Source organism: Pelotalea chapellei, assembly GCF_018531195.1.
Lineage (GTDB): Bacteria > Desulfobacterota > Desulfuromonadia > Geobacterales > Pseudopelobacteraceae > Pelotalea > Pelotalea chapellei.
Genome location: NZ_JAHDYS010000001.1, coordinates 74,819 through 91,432 on the forward strand (window position 1 = coordinate 74,819; position 16,614 = coordinate 91,432).

Consider the following 16,614-nt stretch of genomic DNA (forward strand, 5'->3'; position numbering starts at 1 on the left):
TCAGCGGCCACGCTCTCCATCATTCCTCTGCCCACCCCGCTGGCCGTGACCACGCTCCTGGGACTCCCTCCTATCCTGCTGTTCTCCTCTGTCATGTGCTCCGGGTTCCCTTTGTTCACTCCTGTCGTAAGTTCTGGGTACTCTCTGCTCCCGCTGCACAGCTTCCGGACGTTGTCTCTGACCCTGCTGCTCACGCTGCACAGCTTCAGGACGCTGCCTCTGACCCTGGTCTTCCGGATCACGCTGCCGGGGTATGGGTCGAGCCGGTTGAGCCCTCCGGGCATCCTCTCCGCTCCGATGCGCTGGTTGAACGGCTGGTTCCGGTGCTTTCCGCTGGAATGTTCCCGGGGACTGCTGGACATCCCTCCTGGACGAGCTTGCAGGAGTTTCCTCCCGTATCCGAGAAGGGGCGGACTTTCTCTGCTCTGCCTGCTGCCGGAAGTGTTGACGGACCACCTTGTCACGCGGCTGGTAACGATAACTCTGGCTGCGCAGTGCATCCTGCTGTTCCAATCGGGGGTATCTGTCTCCGGAATATTTCCTCTGGTAGACAGGCAGCGGAGCGCGCGCCGGAACAGAGCTCCGTTTCCACTGATCCCATCCTCTTCGACGCTGCTCCCATGCATGGCCCCAGTGATTACCCCAACGAGGCGGCGCATCAGAGTACCATCCCCGGAAATAGACGGGCGGCTGCCGATAATAACGCACCGGCACGCGGAGGATGAACAGCGGAACGACTTCGGGCTGCACGATCCACCACGGACCATTGTACCAGGAGCTTGCGTACCAGTTATCGTCCTGGTAGATCCAGTACATGCCATCGTAAAAGAAGTAGTTGGCCTCAATACGGGGAGCATAATAAACGGGGTATCCAGGCACAGGCACGAGTTCCGGGAATAACGGCAGATTTATGCCAATACTTACGTTGGGTAGGCCGATTCCGATGCTTACCTGTGCTGATACGGAAGTCGTTGAACACAGCAACAGGGACAATGCGATCAGTACATAACGTATTTTTTTCATTTTTGTCCTCCATTCGCAATTGACGTGCAAGAACGCATGCCTGCATTTTATCACGCTTGCTTCCGTCCTAGCAGTAAATCTTCACAACTCCCCCGTCAGCGACGACACATCCGGTACCGATTCAAACAGCTCCAACTGATCCAGTCGTGCCGGCCTTCTGGTCGGTGCCAGCAGCCGCTCCACCAGACGCGGCCCGTCCAGTTTGATGCCCCCCAGATATCGTCCGCCTACTGTCAGAAAATATCTGGCCCGTTTCAGTACAACTCCCAGTTTTTTCAGCTCGACCTCACCAAGGCGGGTGCCGCGCCGAGCCTGCACAATGCGCTGGGCAGAACGCATGCCGATTCCCGGCACCCGCAGCAAAACTTCATACTCGGCCCGGTTGACCTCCACCGGAAACAGTTCCAGATGCCGCAGGGCCCAGTCGCTCTTGGGATCAAAGCGCATGTCCAGGTTGGGGCGATGTTCGTCCAGCAGCTCGTGTGCGGAAAAACCGTAGAAACGCAGCAGCCAGTCCGCCTGATAGAGGCGGTGTTCGCGCAGTAGGGGCGGTGTGGGAAGCATCGGCAGGCGGTTGTCGCTGGATACCGGTACAAAGGCTGAATAATAAACACGCTTCAACTCCAGACGTTGATAAAGGCCTTCCGTCAGCGTGATAATCTCCCGGTCGCTCTCCGGAGTGGCCCCTACGATCAACTGGGTACTCTGGCCGGCTGGGGCAAAGCGGGGTGCTTTCCGGGAAGTTTTACGGTTTTCTTTTGATTCGACGATCAGCCCGCTCACCTGCTGCATGGGGCGTATCACCGCTTCCCGCGGCTTGTCCGGCGCTAACAGTGCCAGACTCTGGCGGCTGGGAAGTTCGATATTGATGCTGACCCGGTCTGCGTAGCGTCCCGCCTGGGCGATCAGCAGCGGGTCGGCGCCCGGCACCAGTTTGAGGTGTATGTAACCGTTGAAACCTTCCACTTCTCGCAGTCGGCGGACCACGGCGATCACCTGTTCCATGGTGTAGTCGGCCGAACGGAGTACACCGGTGCTGAGGAACAGCCCCTCAATGTAATTGCGGCGATAAAAGTTCACCGTCAGCTCCACAACCTCATCCGGCGTAAAAGCTGCCCTGGGTATGTCGTTACTGCGGCGATTAAGGCAGTAGGCACAATCGTAAATACAGGCATTAGTGAGGAGGATCTTCAGCAACGAAATGCAGCGGCCATCGGCAGTCCAGGTATGGCAGATGCCGCTGGCAGCAGTGCTGCCGAGCATTCCGGCTTTCCCGGCACGGTTGCTGCCGCTGGATGAGCAGGAAACATCGTATTTGGCGCTGTCGGCCAGGATTTCCAGGCGCTGTTCAAGGGGGAGTGAAAACATGGGGATAAAATACCATAGTGGTGCGACAGAATACACCTTGCAGGGTCAGGTCCCGGTCTCAAACCTGAATGCTAAAATCTCGCCGAGGCGCATCATTCACGTCATGCCCCTGTTCGACAAAGGTCAGCTTACCATCAGAATCGACAGTGATTACGGTAGTCGAGCGGGTGCCGTACTGCTCTCCTTCAATGAACAGCGGCGAGAGAAGCCGCTCACGTTCGGGCCCGAGGCCGGTGTCAGGGAGCAGGCGGCTGTTGAACGGAGCCGGATCGGCCAAGAGCCCTAACAACTCATCGCTGCCCAACCCTGCCTGCCGCACAACCTTGGATAGGCGGGCTCGTGCCGCAATAACCTTTGGCCAGCTGGTATCCAGCAGGTGATTGGAAAGGGCATGCACTCCCGGTGAAACCGGGCCTGAAGAACCGCCCCGGTTGGTGAAATAATGCAGTTCACGGCAGGTACCGTAGATGAGATTGAACCCGTCGTACTCCTCGCCATGCCTGATCAGGTGGGCCTGGAGGTCGGCAGGGGTCATGGCCTCGTCACGCAGATAATCGGCCACCAGCAGACCACGGGAAGGAGGATGGACTACCTGATAGCGGGCATCGCGGTAATTGGTGATCGCCGCCAGCTTACCGCCAGTCGTCACCCCCAACCAGGTGCCGCCCGCGCGACCATCACGTCCGCCCAGCACGTGGGGGGCATCGGGCCAGAAGTGGGCCGGTTCCGTGGGACGGTCGCGGAACTCGTCCCGGTTGGCAACCAGCACCAGGGGATAGCGGGGATGGCTGTCAATGGCAAAGGCTATCAGGCACATAAGGCTCCCGTGAAAATGTAGGGACGACCGGCAGTCGCCCCTACCAGATATAATCCCTGGCGATCTCCCGCTTGTCCTTGCCCGAGAGGATATGCAGGATCCGCAGCTGCTTGAGCTTTTGGGGGGAGAGCGAGCCGAGGGGAATGTAGATGATTTTTCGATCCAAGCGGGAAGCCATCTGCTTGAAGATGCTGCGGGGGGGCCGCGCCGCCACGTAGACCACATACTTCTCGATGGAATAATCCAGCGCGGCCATCAGCAGCACTTCTGCCCCGCTTGTTGCCATGCGGTAATCCGGGTCCTGCCAGACATCCATCATGCGCCGGGGGGGATAGGAAAGCAGGAAACCGCCATATTCGCAGCGGCAGATGCCGGGACCGACGATGTTCTCCGCCGGATCGGTGGCATAAAAGGCCATGTCCGATTCCTGATCGTGCTCCCCCAGCCAGGTCATGCGATAGGGAAAACGATCCTTGCGCCGGTCCTCGTCAAAGACCACCACCAGCGAGCCCACGCCCCCCTTGGCCCGCTGCTGCTCCCTGACATAAATCGCACCTTCATGAAGGTTGCGCATGGTTTCGCGCATGTCGATCCCGTCAAGCAGCGACGTGCTGAATTTCTCGCTGCGGCTCAGCTCCTCCGAGAGCTGCATGCTCCCCTTGCGTTTGAGGAAGCGGCCGTAATCTTCAATGGCGATGTCTTCAGGAGGATAGGAGCAGATGGAGGGATCGTCGAAACCTTCCAGCCATTCGCCGGGACGCTGCTCACGCTTGCGTTTGAGCATGTCCATGCGGGAAAGCCCTTTGCTGCGTTTGGTGCGCGGACGAAAACGTATGCGGCGGCTGTCTCCCCAGAGTTCCTCCGGAGAAATACGGATGGTGGCCAGATCGCTGCTTTCCGACTGCCAGGGATAGCAGGTGGCCAGCCGGCAGAAGGCATAGGCAAAATTGTCATCAATGCAGCCGCGTGCAGCAGCCAGAAGCTGAAAGAGGTCCGGAAGCAACATGCCTTCCTGAAATGCGTAGTTGCGGGAGAACCGGAAGAAGGCTCGTTTCTGCCAGATGTGCACCGGCTCGCCCGTCTCCTGTCGGTAGTGCCTGGACGCCTCGTTGAACAACTGGTAGATGATGCGCTGGCGGTCGGGAAAGGTTCCTTCCCGCCCCAGATGCCGGGCACTCCTGCGGATGGCATTTTCAAGCAGCGTTTCCTCGGTACCCTCCTGCTTGCCCCCTTGGATCAGCTCAAGGACATGAAAGCGTTTGCGCAATCCGCCGCCGTGTTCTTCAGGTTCCTCCGGCAGCGGACCGCGGCGCTGCTCGTAGACTGCAGAGAGGAAAAGAAATTCCCCCAGAATCTCGCGGCAGGAATCGGGATGGAGGTTCCAGAGATTGACCCCCTCACGCCGAATCCGTTCCAGCGGAGCTGCCAACTGTCGGTCAAAGTCAGACTTGACCCGCTCCAGGTGGGCCATGCCACAGACAAACAGGATGCGCCTGCGGGTAGCCGCCAGTTGCTGCAGCCGGTAGGCCATGCCCTGCTCCCGGCGCTGGTCCTCCCGGCAGGGAAGCTCGCTAGCGGCGCTCCTGCGGTATTCTTCGTAATAATTTTTCAGTCCGATACGGCTGATGCTGTAGGAGTCGGGGAACCGTTCCTGATGGCGGGGATAATGATCCGTGTCCACATCAATGAAATGCAGGGGTATCTCATGCTCAAGCGTCTGCCGAGCAGCCTCTGCCAGGGGATCGGCAGGCTCTACAATCAGATAGACTGTTTCAGCCGGTTTCTGTCCGCCCCCCTTCTCTGCGGCCTGATAGCTGATTACCGAAATCTGGGGCAGCCGGCGCACCGCGCGCAGAAAGGGAGCTTCAAGGGTCGCCGGCAGCTCGATGGCAACGACATCAGGCTTGACCTGATGGAAGGCCATGCGCACCAGTTGGGCAAACTCCATCCGGTAATGCAGCACCGGCAGGGCGTGAACCGGCCCGAATTGCTCAAGATACAGATGCTGAGTCATGATCAGACCAGGTAGGACAAGGCTTCGTTACCCAGAATGCGCTGCACCGAAAGCCTCAGCAGCTCCCTGGGGGGCACACCGCCTGCGGCCGACATCTTGAGGGCATAGCGAGCAATATTGATGCCGTCCCTCACCGAATAAAGCTCATCTGCAGCATGTGAGCGCTGCAGGAACTCCACCACATACTTGAGGATGGCACTGTCGGCAAACGGCAGATTTTCCTTGAGGATGATCAGCTCCTCGTCGGCTTCAGGGAAATCGATGTAGATCTGGGGCTGCAGCCGTGAATGGATGTATTCAGGAATGTCGAAGGTCGAGGAATCTTCGTTCATGGTGACCACGATCCGGAAATCCCGGTGGGCCGGGATGCGCAGGCCGGTGACGATTGACTCAACATAACGGCGGTCATCCAGGAGCGGAGCCAGGGAAGCCCAGGCCTTCTCGCTCATGCGATTACCCTCGTCAAGGATGAGCACACCGCCGGTGAGCATGGCCGACACCAGCGAGGAAGCAGCGTACTGGATCTTTGCGTCCGGGCCGATCACCGGCGTCACGATCAGATCCTCGGGGCGGGTGTCCATGGTGGCCTGGAACAGATACACCGGCCGGTCAAGTCGTTTGGCGGCAGCGTAGGCCAGAGTGGTTTTTCCCACCCCCGGCTTGCCGATCAAGCGGGGATTAAAGGGAAGGTCCCGCTCGTCTATGACCATCCAGGCGGCTAGTAGCTGCAGCAGCAGCTCCTCCTGACCTACCCAGTTCAGGTTAAGCTCAACAGGTCCGGCCAGGGAAAGTGAGATGCCGTCAAGTGTTACCGTATTCATGCGTATACCTCTATTCATAATCTTCCATCCATACTTGAGAGATTATTATAATGGGAGACAGAACGCCAAAGAAAATCCCCGAGAATCGTGGAGGAATGCCGACTTTTTTATCAGGAACATTGTTCGTGACAGAAACAAGACAAGGTTAGATCGAAAAAGGAGGAGGGATGGTCGGGGCGGGAGTTTATCTGATTGAAGATATTCCCTCCCCCGAAAGGGAGGGAGTTTTATGCAGTAGGTAGGCCCTATTTTGAAACCGGCGGTGGTGGTTCAGCGTTGGTGCCAATACGCGCTTTCCGGTTTGCCCTCATCCGCTGCTGCTTATTGGCCTTGATCTCATTACTGATAATTTCAAGCTTCTCTTTTTGTTCCGGATTCATAAAAGCCTGCATTTTGGCAATTGTTTCGGCTCTGTGCTCCTCAACGATTTTCTGGATCTGCTTGGGGGTGAGGTTTTCATTTCTCTGGAGCGCCTTCAGCTTTGCATATTCGTCATCAAGCAGAGGCCGGATCTGCTTCTGCTGCTCGGCGGTCAGTTCGAGTCCTTCGGTTAGCCGCTTTAACTGAACCTCAGGAGCAGGCATCATGGTTGCGTCACCGACCTTTGATTTAACCGTTTTTCTTACCTTGTTCGCTTTTTCAGCTTGTTCGTCTGTCTGTGCAAAAACCATCGAGGCAATCCCTAAGGACATTACTGTTACCAGCAGTACCGCAAGCATTTTTTTCATAACTGACTCCTTTTTATGTGGTTTTTGCCCCTGGATCTTCATGAAGTTTTTCAACCAACCTGCTAAAGCTGTTTTTCTGGAATGAACTGAATATCTGCTGAAGAATCATCTCAAAATTTCAACCTGGGAATACTACCATAAATTAAAATTACTTCAACAGGATCCATTAAATGGAGATTCACAATCAGTTTTCCGATAGCTTCTGTGATCAGCCTACCGAATAAGAGTGGCCCCAATTGGCAAGGTTGAATCAACAGGTGTGATAGGTGATAGTTTTCGGACGACTCCCAATAGTTCGGAGAAATCCAACGGCTTGGCTAAGAGTGAAGAGATTCCTAACCTGAAAGCATCAGCCTGAAGTCTATTCAATGTAGCTCCAGTCATCATGATCATAATTAATCCTGGTTTAATCTTTCTTGCCTCTTCGCAAAGTTCCAGACCATTCAGGCCAGGCATGTTGTAATCGGTCAACATCAAACTGAAGAAGCCCGTTTTCAAGACAGTGAGTGCTTCAAAACCGTCTGAAGCGCAGGTGACCCTGTAACCTTCCACTGCCAGGTAGGCCTTGAGAATCTGCAGGCAATCGCTGTCATCATCGACTATAAGAACTTCAGTGATGCCCATGGTTCCAACAGAATTTCCTTCAGCTTGAGATTGCTTCATTTGTTATCTCCAGAGGCTTCCGCGAGATTGGAATAAAAACGTTAACTGGAAACCCGCTTAACATTAACTTAATCTTGACTCTTATATTTAATAGGATAAATATACATTAATTGCAAACAATAAATGACTGTCAGTCATATTTTATGACATTTGACAGGAAGTTCAATTAAAGGTATACCAACGCCCACATGTCGAACACATGCGACATCTGGAGGCTTTATCGTGACGCTGGGAATTGGGAAGGCGCTGAAACGTCTGAGAATGGAGAAGAAGCTTACCCAGAAGGAATTGGCCGCAATGGTCAGCGGAGGCTTGGACTACACCTATATCGGAAAGATCGAGCGGGAGGAGCAGCTCCCCTCTTTAAAGATCCTGATCAAGATTTCCGAAGCTCTTGCGGCGCCATTAAGCTCATTTTTTACAGCCGAAAATGAAAATCCCACTAATTCAAGATTTCAAAAGGTTGTCGATCTCGCTGCTGTACGGGAAATGTCACAGCTCAACAAGGAATTGAATCAGCTTCACCGGGATGACATCCCGCTTTTGACCGAAATCATCCAGGCGATCAACAGGAACAGAAAAAACCGGAAGAAAGACACATACCGTTTCCAGGAAAACGATCACGCTCTGGTTGCTGAGAAAGACTCTCCATATGAGGGAGACGAATAAGTAAATTAGACTGAAAACACGAATATATCAGCGACAATGCAGCTGAGAATCGCTGTGAAGCGTCAGTCCTTAGAACACCCAGAACTTACCCTTCCCATAATTAAACAAACTCTCCTTTACATTACACATACTGATTGGTAGTATATTTATGTACTACCAAAGGAGGATATATGCACCTCGTAAAAACTTCAATTACCCTACCCGACGATCTCCTTCAAGAAGCGAAAACAATGTCTAAAAACGTAAGCAGCTTCATCACTGAGGCTCTGCGGGAGTACATCCGCCAGCGAAAAGTGCAGAAGGCGATGGAATCCTTTGGCAGCTGGAAAGGTAGAGAAGACACAAGCGTAGACATTGTGAACGACCTGAGAAAAGAGGGGGATCGCGACTATGCCGGGCGTTCTCATTGATACTGATATAGTCATTGACTTTCTGCGGGGAGCTGCCTACACACAACCTCTGATGGGTGGTTTGTGGAACGATGGCCAGGCGATGATAAGTGTGTTGACTATGTATGAGTTAACAGCTGGTATGCGTGATGCGGAGAAGGTTGTGACACATAATTTTATAGAAGCCTGCGGTGTTGAACCAATCACTCCAGAAATTGCATTTAAGGGTGGAGAATTATATCGAAAGTATCGCGCTAAAGGAATTACGCTTACTTCCCTTGACTGCCTGATCGCAGCAACAGCACTTATTAAAGGGTATAAGGTAGCTACCAGAAACGTGAAACATTATCCGGAAAAGGGATTATTATTTTCTATCTAACCTAGACCTGACCCTCCACCGTGACCCGAGGGAGACGGAAGCCTAATTAAAAACACAAATCATAGAAACCAGTAACCCAACCACATCAAACTTCTTACTGATATCGTAAGGAATTTGGCCCACCTCATTCTCTGTCAAAAAGAAAGGCTAACCATGAACTTACCCAAGTGTCCCAAATGCAGTTCGCCATACACCTACGAAGACGGAGAGATGTACGTCTGCCCGGAATGCGCCAACGAATGGCCTATCGCTGCAACGGACAACACCGAAACCGCTACTGTCGTGCGGGACGCCTTTGGAAATGTCCTCAATGACGGCGACTCCGTTACTGTGATCAAAGATTTAAAGATCAAAGGCTCATCAACTTCCGTCAAAGTCGGGACCAAGGTAAAAAACATCCGTCTCGTATCGGGCGACCACGACATCGACTGCAAGATAGATGGTATCGGCGCAATGCAGTTGAAATCGGAGTTCGTCAAGAAGGCGTAATGAAGAGGAAATCCCCATGAAACAACTCGGCATCATCGGCGGCCTTGGTCCGGAATCAACGGTCGATTACTACAAGAGCATAATCGCTGCTATGCGGATAGAAGGGAGTCTGGCTACCCCGGAAATCTTCATCTATAGTGTCAGTCTTGAAGAAGTGCTGGAACTGGTCGCCAGACAGGAATGGAGCCGCCTGGTATATCTGCTGTCAGCCAAGATCAAGGCACTGCATCGTGCCGGCGCCGATTTTGCCGTCATTTCAGCCAATACCCCTCATATTGTTTTTGAGGAAGTGCAGGCAAAATCGCCAATACCCCTGTTGAGCATTGTCACTGCGACACGTGATAAAGCACAGCAGCTGGGCCTTCGAAAGCTTGGTCTGCTGGGCACCAAATTCACCATGCAATTCAATTTCTTCTCTCCCCAGTTTTCCGATCAGGGTATTACAGTTGTCGTCCCCCCCACAGAAGACCAGGACTATATCCATGAAAAGCTGATGACGGAAATAGAACTGGGGATATTTACCGAAGAGACCAGAAAGGAGCTGATGATGATCATCGAGCGCATGATTCAGTCGGAAAACATCGACGGCGTGATCCTCGGCTGCACCGAATTACCGTTAATTCTGAACAAAAACGCTTTTGATATCCCCTTTTTGAATACAACAGCTATCCATGTCGATAGCATCGTCAGCTACATAAAAAATTGATACAGTACAACTGGTTAATTTACAAAACGGCAATTACGAGTCATTTTTCAGCCGCATACCGGGTAACGAATTCGCGGTATTCTAAAGAAGAAGGAAAATAATTCGATCTTTTAAAGGAGGAAAAATGGTTCGATCACTATGTACCATCACTATTTTGCTGTTAACTTTTTCAACCGCCATTGCCGAAATGTACCAATGGGTGGATGAGAAAGGCGTGGTAACCTTCTCCGACACCCCCCCGCCAGTCTCCAAAAAATCCCGGAAAGCCGCAAAAGTCAAAATTTACAATGACAGCGACTCCACTCCGACGCCTGCCCGTCAAACCGAGCCCGCAGCACGTACCGTTAAGATGGCGGACGCGCCGGCACAACCACCCACGACTGCAAAAAAAGAGCGCTTCAGCGGTACTGTTGAAATATATGTCACGGAATGGTGCGGCTACTGCAAACAGGCCCAGAGATACATGAAAAACAACGGCATTTCTTATGTGGCCTATGATATCGAGAAGGACAGTGCCGCAAATAAAAGGCACAAAGAGCTCGGTGGCCGCGGTGTACCGTTGATCATCATCGGCCCAAACAAGATGTCTGGCTTCTCATCGGAAACCCTCGAGTATTACCTGAACAACACCAGGTAAGCACAAGAAAGGGATGAGCAATTTTAACAACTTCTCTGATCATGCTCGTTATGACACTCGGGCTCGCCTTGAAGAGGATTACTTGAGTGGACCAGGGCAGATGACACTGGTGCTTTTACCCGGCATGGATGGAACCGGCAGCCTGTTTGTTCCTTTACTGAAGGCACTGCCGGATTGGGTGAAACCCATTGTCGTTTCCTATCCAACGGACAAACCGCTTGATTACAAGGGACATCTGGAACTCGTCATGGCAGCGCTGCCAGTTGATCAGCCCTTCGTAGTATTGGGTGAATCTTTTTCCGGCCCATTGGCGCTCATGGCAGCGGCACGACATCCCAACGGCCTGCGTGGCGTTATTCTCTGTGCCACTTTTGTCACCTGGCCTCTTTCCATCCCCGCCTGTATAGCAAGAGCAGCAGTTTCTCTTGGATTGTTCCGCTTAAAGTCCCATCCCCTCTTCCTACAAGTATTGCTCGGCAGGAATGCGACACAAGAACTCAGGTCATTGTTTTCCGGGGCACTGGACCGCCTGAAACCCGATGTTCTGGCGGCTCGTGCCAGGGCAGTGATGGACGAGGATTGCACCGCGGCACTTGCCGAATGCCACGTGCCGCTCCTCGTCATGATTGCCGACAGTGACCGGATTGTGGCCCGACGATGCCGGGAAGTTTTTAACCACATCCGACCGGACGCCGAGGTAGTCCATTTCAGCTCCCCTCATCTCATCCTTCAGACTTCCACCTGCGAAGCGGTCAAGCATATCTGCAGGTTTATTCGGCTAGTACAGTAATTTGAAAATGTTCAACAAGGCTCACGACCTGCAGAAAAAAAACAGGTAAAAACCATGACCGATGTTGGAAATAATAAAAGCCCGCTAACTGGGATTAGCGGGCTCGATTAAATAAACTGCAAACTACAAGCCTTTCCTCATGCCGCCAGATGTAGGCCCTCATCCATATCTTCCACCGGACCAAAATTCACCTCGTCGAACTCCATATCCAGCAGATCGATATTCAGCTTGCGTCGCCGAAGTAATTCTCCCTTGCCAAGTACAACCTTGCAGGCCTCCGCTACTTGCAGACTTGCAACCACTGCCGGGGTAAAGGCTGGGTTTCCCAGCTCCTTTTCAATGCCTTTTCCGTTTTTCCAGTTGCGGTAGATATCCTGTACCGTGGTCTCGCCGGGTAATTGGGTGACAACGTGACCGTACCAGCCACCGATTGCCCCATGTATCATCGGAATTCCCATCCCGGCACAGGAGTCCGCAAGCTCCAGGCGGTATGAAATGCTGTCAAGCGCATCGACTGCCACTGTTACCCCTGTGAGCAATTCGCGGCCATTGGCAGTGCAGAACGCATCCATGACCGGAGTGACAGTCACAGCTGGATTGATCTCATTCACCCGCGCCAACGCAGCAAGTACCTTCGGTTTACCCAGAGTGGCGGGAGTGGCCAGCAACTGGCGGTTCAGGTTATGCTCTTCAAAAATATCCGGATCAACGGCGACTATGTTCCCCACCCCAAGTCGGGCAAGTCCTTCCATGATGTAACCGCCAAGTCCGCCGCAGCCGATCACGATGATTCGACTTTGGAACAGCAGCAGTTGATCTGCAATGGTGATGGTGGTGCAGTTGCGCTGATAGCGCGCAGGAAATATTCCGTGTTCAAGGGCCAGTTCTTCTACTGCCGCAAGGGTGCAGCCGAACCGCTGGGCTGCCGCCACCTGGGCAGACCAGGGGAGCATTCCCTCGACAAGCTGTTTCTGAAGAAAACGCAGCAGAGCGTTCATGTCACCCCCCACCAACCAGCGGAAAGAGTGACAGGGTGTCATTGTCATGCAGAATATGATCGAGTGTTGCGTGGCGGCCGTTGACCAGCACAACTCCCACTTCATCTTCAGTCAGCCCCAGGTTGATTACAATGGCAAGGCACTTCGTGCCGGCAGGAACTTCCTGGGGAGCGATTTTGAACCGGGCTGTTCTGAATGTGGCAAAGAGCTTGAGGGTGATCTGCATAAGTGCTCCAAAAGCACTGCATCCCCCTCCTCGACTTCAGACGAGAGGGATACAAGGCATCAGGTTGCTCAAAAATGGTCAGATCGTCGCACCCGCAGGAAGTCCCGCGGAAGCCCTCACCCGGCCTTTGGCCACCCTCTCCTTTAGGCCCTGTGGGTCCATAAAGGGAGAGGGAACTGAATGCCCTCCCCCAGCGGGGGAGGGTTTGGGAGGGGGCCGCAGTGCGGCGAGATGGCTGTTTTTCAGCGACCTTTTAGAAATTCCAAAATTCGTCGATCTCTTCACCGCTAAAATCCCACACCGCATTGTGGGGTGCCACTTTTTCGGTATTGAAGAATTCGGGCAGACGGTCGTGTTCCTTGGTGAAACCGGCCTCAATGTTGAACTGGTGCTCAACCTTCAGAATATGCTTGCCGAGATTGGTGACATCGTCGCCGGTCAGGTTTATGCCGAAGCGGGCATTGATCATGTCGATCAGCGCAGGCAGACATTCGGGGATATCCAGAGCCGGGAAGGCGACAAAGATGCACATGCCGGTGGAGTCGACGGCAGCGGTGGCGATCTGCAGATTGCGTGACAGCTCCACCTGCCCTTCTTTCTTGAGCGGATCGACATAGCCGCCAACATTGAGGATGTTGGTTGCAATGGTATAGCCGGCGGTGTGGTCGGCTCCCATGGTGCTGGTGGCGTAGGTGATGCCGATTCCTTTGACCGAGCGGGGATCGTAGGCAGGAATGCCCTGGTTTTTCACAACGGGAACGCGGGTAACACCGTAGGCCTTGCCCACGGAACCGGCGCCGCCGCCCAGGATGCGTCCCAGGGGTGTGCCCTTGCCGATCTCTTCACCAAGCAGACGGAGCATCTCCTTGCTGTCGCCGAAAGAAAGGATGCCCGCTTCCATGGCCACGCCGAACATGACTGCGGTTTCGATGGAGTCGATGCCGATGTCGTCCATGATGCTGTCGGCCCGGGCGATATCGTCCAGGTTGTCGATGCAGCAGTCGGCGCCCAATCCCCAGATGGTCTCATATTCGAAGCCGGAGGTAAGGTACTTGCCATCCTTGTCGTTGTAGACCTGGGAACACTGAATGATGCAGCCGGCGTGGCAGCCATGCCTGGTCTTGCCGCCACGGGCGCTGATAACGTCGTGCATGGTCTCGCCCGAGATCTTGTCGGCACCTTCGAAGCTGCCGTAGGTGAAGTTGCGGGTCGGCAAGCCGCCCGCCTCATTGAGGACGTTGACCAGTACGTTGGTTCCATAGGTCGGCAGACCTTCGCCGCTGACCGGGTGAGCAAGCAATGCTTTGGCAAAAGTGCGGGCAGCGAGCTTGAATTTTTCCGGATCGGCAATCTTGATGCCGGGGCCACCTGCATCGTCGATGCTGATGAACTTGATTTTTTTGGAGCCCATCACGGCGCCGAGACCGCCGCGGCCGTGGCTGCGAATCTTGCTGTCCGGGTCCTTGACGGAGATGTTGGCGGCGGTCATCTTCAGCTCACCCACCGGTCCGATGGTCAGAACACCGGTTTTCTTGCCAAGGCGCGCTTCCAGAGCCTCGATGACTGCGAAGTTCCCCTTCCCGATCAGCTCGGTCTCTTCCTGGATAGTGACCCCATCCTTGTTGACATGCAGGCTGTACCAGGCGTCTTTGGCAGGCATCCCTTCGATGATCAACGCCTTGATGCCGAGACGGGCCAGCATCTGTGCAGCGGTCCCGCCTGCGTTACTTTCCTTGATGGTGCCGGTCAGAGGGCTCTTGGCACCGGCAGAGAGACGGCCGGAGTTGGCTGCTGCGGTTCCGGTGAGGAGGCCAGGTGCAAATACCAGTTTGTTATGAGCTCCAAGGGCATGGCAGCTGGCAGGCACTTCGGCAGCCACGATGGTGGAGGTGAGTCCGCGACCACCCAGACCGGCCCACTCTGCCGGTACTGCTTCAAGCCTGGTGGTCTGGTCGCTCATGTTCACGCGTAAAATTTTGTCCATTTTATCTTCTCCCAATCATATTTTTTATCTACCGCAACGCGGGTAGCACTCCTTCCCGAAAGGGAGGCTCCGCCGTTTCCAGCGAAACCCGTAGGCCAGGCGCCGTAGGATGACCCGTTAGGCAGCATGGCTCGGAGATTATGGTTATGCTTGACTACTTACGGCTGCCGATTTCGTGCAAGGCCAAGGCGCCCGAGTGATGCCGCGGAGACGTAGTACCCATTGGGCATAAACAGCGCTACGTCGCACAAGAGCATCGCGAAGGGCAACGCCGGGATTGCGCGAAAGCGGCAGCCGTCATGCTACATTGCTGCCTTAAATATTTCGTTCACCTGCTCCAACGTCGCAGTGCGCGGATTGGTGAACTGGCAAGCGTCTTTCTTGGCATTTTCGGACATGATCAGCAGGTCCGCTTCCTTGACATGCAACTCCTTGAGGCCGCTGGGGATGCCGATGGAAGCAGAAAGTCTGCGGATTGCAGTGATCGCCTTTTGGGCAGCCTCGAACACCGACAGTCCGGTGATGTTCTCGCCCATGGCAACGGCGATGTCGGCAAAACGCTGGGGGCAGGCAATCAGGTTGTACTCGCTGACAGCCGGCAGCAAGATGGCGTTACAGACGCCGTGGGGCAGATTGTAGAAGCCACCCAACTGGTGAGCCATGGAGTGAACGTAACCAAGGCTGGCGTTGTTGAAGGCCATTCCGGCCAGGTACTCGGCATATGCCATTTTGTCACGGGCTTCCAGATTGGCGCCGTTGGCTACGGCCGGGCTCAGATACTGGGCAATCAGCTCGATTGCTTTGATGGCGCAGGCGTCGGTGATGGGGGTGGCGATGGTGGAAACATAGGCCTCGACCGCATGGGTCAGGGCGTCCATGCCGGTGGCTGCGGTCAATGCCGGCGGCTTGCCAACCATCAGGACCGGGTCGTTGATAGCGATATTGGGGGTGCAGCGCCAGTCGACAATGGCCATCTTCACGTGGGTATCGGTGTTGGTGATGATGCAGAAGCGGGTCATTTCAGATGCGGTACCGGCGGTGGTGTTGATTGCCAGGAAGGGAGGCATGGGCTTGGTGGACTTGTTGACACCTTCGAAGTCACGGATGCTGCCGCCGTTGCCGATCACCATGCCAACACCCTTGCCGCAGTCATGGGAGCTACCGCCACCCAGGGAGACGATACCGTCGCACTTGTTGTCCTGATAAACCTTCACGCCGTCGTGAACATTGGTGTCGGTGGGGTTCGGTTCTGCGCCGTCGAAGATAACCGCCTTGAGGCCGGCTGCTTCGATATAGCCTTTGATCGTGTCGGCCACACCCATCTTGGCGAGCCCGGCGTCGGTGACGATCAACAAATTGGAGGCGCCCAGTGCCTTGGCCTGCTCGCCTGCTTCCTTCGAACAACCCACACCCATCAGTGAAACCGTTGGAATGAAAAAACCATACGTCTGATCTGCTAATGCCATTTGTACTGCCTCCTTTTTTTGGGGGACCCCCATGTGTTTGGTTTGCATACGGTTCTGCAAAACAATTTTCTAAACCTGCGTCACACAATCGCAAGGCGTGTACCAAATCCTTCATTAGCGGATAATTCAGCAGCAAAGAGCTTTAAACACCATTAAATTCAGTTACATACAAATATGGACTAGTAAACACCCCGGCAACCCGAGGCAGGACCCTTGTTCCAGAGCTGAACTATGCTGGTGTTCCAATCGGGAACAGTTGTAACGTTTTGGAACTGCCGCAGCAGCCCAGTCGGGGTACATCACCCGATCTTCAAACCTCTTCCCAACACCTGTCTCATTCCTTTGTAATCAAAGCATTGCACAGGCTACGCCCAGTATCCTGGGCTGCCTTAAGGCACCTCCGCAATCGTTGGTATCGAAATTGCCTTAATTAGATTTCCGCTGGGG

18 protein-coding genes and 1 riboswitch are annotated in these 16,614 nt (G+C 54.2%); of the genes, 7 read left to right on the forward strand and 11 right to left on the reverse strand.

Translation table 11 applies throughout. The features are described 5' to 3' along the window. The 7 genes from KJB30_RS00325 to KJB30_RS00355 all read right to left on the reverse strand — a co-directional run bounded on the left by KJB30_RS00325 (position 1) and on the right by KJB30_RS00355 (position 7,434). Positions 1 to 1,023, reverse strand: coding sequence for a hypothetical protein (locus tag KJB30_RS00325; protein ID WP_214295938.1), 1,023 nt, complete (start codon positions 1,021 to 1,023; stop codon positions 1 to 3). Between the two features lie 81 nt (positions 1,024 to 1,104). Further along, a complete protein-coding gene (locus KJB30_RS00330) occupies positions 1,105 to 2,391 on the reverse strand; it encodes a putative DNA modification/repair radical SAM protein (protein ID WP_214295939.1) in 1,287 nt (428 codons plus the stop codon). A 58-nt stretch (positions 2,392 to 2,449) separates the two neighbouring features. Beyond that, a complete protein-coding gene (locus KJB30_RS00335) occupies positions 2,450 to 3,208 on the reverse strand; it encodes an NRDE family protein (RefSeq protein WP_214295940.1) in 759 nt (252 codons plus the stop codon). A 40-nt stretch (positions 3,209 to 3,248) separates the two neighbouring features. Further along, the gene (locus KJB30_RS00340; RefSeq protein ID WP_214295941.1) at positions 3,249 to 5,222 is read right to left on the reverse strand and encodes a hypothetical protein; all 1,974 of its coding nucleotides are present in this window, start codon (positions 5,220 to 5,222) and stop codon (positions 3,249 to 3,251) included. A gap of 2 nt (positions 5,223 to 5,224) precedes the next feature. Continuing rightward, complete coding sequence (locus KJB30_RS00345; protein WP_214296232.1) at positions 5,225 to 6,043, reverse strand: AAA family ATPase; 819 nt, start codon at positions 6,041 to 6,043, stop codon at positions 5,225 to 5,227. A 245-nt stretch (positions 6,044 to 6,288) separates the two neighbouring features. Continuing rightward, positions 6,289 to 6,771 (reverse strand): hypothetical protein, encoded by a 483-nt coding sequence (locus KJB30_RS00350; RefSeq protein WP_214295942.1) that lies wholly within the window; start codon positions 6,769 to 6,771, stop codon positions 6,289 to 6,291. Positions 6,772 to 6,984: 213 nt separating this feature from the next. Continuing rightward, entirely contained in the window at positions 6,985 to 7,434 is a 450-nt protein-coding gene (locus KJB30_RS00355) for a response regulator (RefSeq protein ID WP_214295943.1), read from the reverse strand. Positions 7,435 to 7,656: 222 nt separating this feature from the next. Between KJB30_RS00355 and KJB30_RS00360 the strand changes: the two genes are divergently transcribed. From KJB30_RS00360 to KJB30_RS00390, 7 genes are all read left to right on the forward strand, one after another. Beyond that, the gene (locus KJB30_RS00360; protein WP_214295944.1) at positions 7,657 to 8,103 is read left to right on the forward strand and encodes a helix-turn-helix domain-containing protein; all 447 of its coding nucleotides are present in this window, start codon (positions 7,657 to 7,659) and stop codon (positions 8,101 to 8,103) included. A 170-nt stretch (positions 8,104 to 8,273) separates the two neighbouring features. Continuing rightward, positions 8,274 to 8,513: a type II toxin-antitoxin system CcdA family antitoxin gene (locus KJB30_RS00365; RefSeq protein ID WP_214295945.1), complete on the forward strand. Its 240-nt coding sequence runs from the start codon at positions 8,274 to 8,276 to the stop codon at positions 8,511 to 8,513. Further along, positions 8,494 to 8,871 carry a type II toxin-antitoxin system VapC family toxin gene (locus KJB30_RS00370; RefSeq protein ID WP_214295946.1) on the forward strand — a complete coding sequence of 126 codons (378 nt, stop codon included), beginning with the start codon at positions 8,494 to 8,496 and terminating at the stop codon, positions 8,869 to 8,871. The genes KJB30_RS00365 and KJB30_RS00370 overlap by 20 nt, the downstream gene beginning before the upstream one ends. A 153-nt stretch (positions 8,872 to 9,024) precedes the next feature. After that, entirely contained in the window at positions 9,025 to 9,360 is a 336-nt protein-coding gene (locus KJB30_RS00375) for a zinc ribbon domain-containing protein YjdM (RefSeq protein ID WP_214295947.1), read from the forward strand. A 16-nt stretch (positions 9,361 to 9,376) separates the two neighbouring features. After that, entirely contained in the window at positions 9,377 to 10,066 is a 690-nt protein-coding gene (locus tag KJB30_RS00380; RefSeq protein WP_214295948.1) for an aspartate/glutamate racemase family protein, read from the forward strand. 124 nt (positions 10,067 to 10,190) lie between these two features. After that, entirely contained in the window at positions 10,191 to 10,703 is a 513-nt protein-coding gene (locus KJB30_RS00385; protein WP_214295949.1) for a glutaredoxin domain-containing protein, read from the forward strand. Positions 10,704 to 10,716: 13 nt separating this feature from the next. Beyond that, the gene (locus tag KJB30_RS00390) at positions 10,717 to 11,493 is read left to right on the forward strand and encodes an alpha/beta fold hydrolase (protein WP_214295950.1); all 777 of its coding nucleotides are present in this window, start codon (positions 10,717 to 10,719) and stop codon (positions 11,491 to 11,493) included. Between the two features lie 137 nt (positions 11,494 to 11,630). Here the strand turns inward: KJB30_RS00390 and KJB30_RS00395 are convergent, their stop codons facing one another. From KJB30_RS00395 to KJB30_RS00410, 4 genes are all read right to left on the reverse strand, one after another. Continuing rightward, positions 11,631 to 12,491 (reverse strand): HesA/MoeB/ThiF family protein, encoded by an 861-nt coding sequence (locus KJB30_RS00395; RefSeq protein ID WP_214295951.1) that lies wholly within the window; start codon positions 12,489 to 12,491, stop codon positions 11,631 to 11,633. 1 nt (position 12,492) lies between these two features. After that, positions 12,493 to 12,717 carry a MoaD/ThiS family protein gene (locus KJB30_RS00400; protein ID WP_214295952.1) on the reverse strand — a complete coding sequence of 75 codons (225 nt, stop codon included), beginning with the start codon at positions 12,715 to 12,717 and terminating at the stop codon, positions 12,493 to 12,495. A 253-nt stretch (positions 12,718 to 12,970) separates the two neighbouring features. Further along, positions 12,971 to 14,701: an aldehyde ferredoxin oxidoreductase family protein gene (locus KJB30_RS00405; RefSeq protein WP_214295953.1), complete on the reverse strand. Its 1,731-nt coding sequence runs from the start codon at positions 14,699 to 14,701 to the stop codon at positions 12,971 to 12,973. A 37-nt stretch (positions 14,702 to 14,738) separates the two neighbouring features. Then, positions 14,739 to 14,850: riboswitch (molybdenum cofactor riboswitch) on the reverse strand. A 153-nt stretch (positions 14,851 to 15,003) separates the two neighbouring features. Then, positions 15,004 to 16,167 (reverse strand): iron-containing alcohol dehydrogenase, encoded by a 1,164-nt coding sequence (locus KJB30_RS00410; RefSeq protein ID WP_214295954.1) that lies wholly within the window; start codon positions 16,165 to 16,167, stop codon positions 15,004 to 15,006. Positions 16,168 to 16,614: the final 447 nt, after the last annotated feature.